Source organism: Streptomyces odonnellii (genome assembly GCF_000981895.1).
Classification (GTDB): Bacteria; Actinomycetota; Actinomycetes; order Streptomycetales; family Streptomycetaceae; genus Streptomyces; species Streptomyces odonnellii.
Genome location: NZ_LATD01000291.1, coordinates 1 through 2,218, shown reverse-complemented (window position 1 = coordinate 2,218; position 2,218 = coordinate 1). Strand labels below are relative to the sequence as shown.

At 71.3% G+C, this 2,218-nt stretch carries 1 protein-coding gene and 1 pseudogene; one reads left to right on the top strand and one right to left on the bottom strand.

The features are described 5' to 3' along the window. Positions 1–109 precede the first annotated feature (109 nt). A complete protein-coding gene (locus WH07_RS25385; RefSeq protein ID WP_079023552.1) occupies positions 110–1,570 on the bottom strand; it encodes an Nramp family divalent metal transporter in 1,461 nt (486 codons plus the stop codon). A gap of 266 nt (positions 1,571–1,836) precedes the next feature. Between WH07_RS25385 and WH07_RS25380 the strand changes: the two are divergent. Beyond that, positions 1,837–2,218: pseudogene (locus WH07_RS25380) on the top strand (protein kinase); the annotation flags it as partial.

Sequence of the window (2,218 nt, the reverse complement as noted above, 5' to 3'; positions counted from 1 at the left end):
CCCGTACCACCCCCGACCCCCCACAGGGCCGGCAGCGCCGTCGAACCCCACCCGACGGCGCTGCCGTGTGTCCGGCCCCGGTGGCGCGGAAGCGCCGGGCCGGCCACCGCTACCAGGGAAGGTCCCGCACCTGCTGCACGCACAGCACGACGAACAGCAGCCCGGCCGCCGCGAGCATCACATTGCTCAGCACACCGTTGCGCCACTGCGCGGGGGTACGGGACGAGTTCAGCAGCCAGATCAGGGTGAGCGCCAGGAACGGCATGAAGAACGCGCCCAGCACCCCGTACACCACCACCAGTCCGAACGGCTGGTCCAGGAACAGCAGCGAGATCGGCGGGAAGGTCAGCCAGAGCAGATACGCGCGGAACGGCACCGAGCTCTCCCGCTCCCCGGCCGCGACCTCCGCCACCGCGCCTTCGCCCGTCGCCCCGTCCACGGGAACCCCCACCCGCTCCTTGCGCAGCCGCTCGACGAAGTCGGCGAACATCAGGCTCACCCCGTGCCACACGCCCATGAGCGCGCCGAAGGACGTGGCGAAGAAGCCGATCAGGAAGAGCTTCGCGGTGACCACGCCGAAGCGGTCCTCCAGTACGGCACCGAGATCGATCAGGCCCCGGTCGCCCGAGGTGAGGGCGATCTGTGAGGAGTGCAGCAGCTCGGCGCCGATGATCAGCATGGCGACGACGAAGAAGCCGGTGGTGATGTAGGCGACGCGGTTGTCGAGGCGCATCACCTTCATCCAGCCGGAGTTGGTCCAGCCCTTGGCGTTCACCCAGTACCCGTAGGCGGCCATGGTGATGGTGCCGCCCACGCCTCCGATCAGACCGAGTGTGTAGAACAGCGAGCCGTCCGGCAGGACCGGCGCGAGACCGGCGACGGCCTCGCCGAGATCCGGTGCGACACGGACCGCGACATACATGACGACGAGAAACTTCATGCCGATCAGGACGGTCATGGCCTTCTCGAAGACGGCGTAACGGTTGAACCACACGAAGACCAGGCCGGTCAGGCCGGTGACGACCGCCCAGGTCTTGAGTCCCGGGCCGTCCGGGAAGAGCGCGACGATGGGCAGGGCGCTGGAGGACATGGCCGTGGCGCCGTAGACGAAGCCCCAGACGAGTACGTATACGGCGAAGTAGACGGTCGTCCAGCGGCCGAGGCTGCGCCAGCCCTCGAAGAGGGTGCGGCCGGTGGCGAGGTGCCAGCGGCCTGCGGCCTCGGCGAGGGAGACCTTCACGACGCAGCCGATGACGGCCGCCCAGAGCAGGGTGTAGCCGAACTTGCTGCCCGCGACGAGGGTGGCGACCAGATCGCCCGCGCCGACGCCGGTCGCCGCGACGACGATCCCGGGGCCGATGTACTTCCAACTCGACTTGCGGGGGCGGGAGACGGCCCCGCTGGAGTCGGTGCCGGGGCCGGCTGTGCCCGTGCCTGTGCCGGGGCCTGCGCCCGGCCCTGTGCCGGAGCCTGCATCAGGGCCGCCTGTGCCTGGGCCCGAGCCTGTGCCGGGGCCCGAGCCGGGGCCGCCCGCCGTGCCCGGGCCGGTTGTGTCCGCTGTGTCCGCCATGCGTATCGTCGCCTCTCGCTCGGCCCCCCGCACGTGACGCACATCACCAAAGCGGGACGGCGGTGATCGCGCAAGAGCGCCTGCCGGGATCACGGCAACCGCCCTGGCCGTGCTGGAGGTTGACGCCCGTGCGAGGGCGGACGAGCATGCGGGGTGTATTCCGGACCGGGTGTTCGGCCCGGGCGTCGCGGGAACGGCGCGGCGGCGCCACGCGTGTTATGCAGCGCACCCGGAATCATCGGGGGATCTGTGGGGGGAGCTTTGGCATGTCCGGCGTGAAGATCGAGCGGCTGGGCACGGACGATCCGGCGGCTCTGGGCCCGTACCGGATCATCGGCAGACTCGGCTCGGGCGGGATGGGCCGGATCTATCTCGCGCGCTCCGGTCCGCAGTTGGTGGCGGTCAAGACCCTGCTCGCCGAGGGGACCGTCAGCGCTGTCGACCGGCGCAGGTTCGCCCGCGAAGTGGCGCTGGCCCAGCGGGTCGACAACACGTACACGGCACGGGTGCTGGGCGCCGACGCCGGCGCGGAGCGGCCCTGGATGGCCATCGAGTACATCGCCGCGCCGTCCCTCGCCGAGCTGGTACGACGGGTCGGGCAGCCGCCGGCGTCGGCGGTGCGGTGGGTGGGGGCGGGGGTGGCCGCCG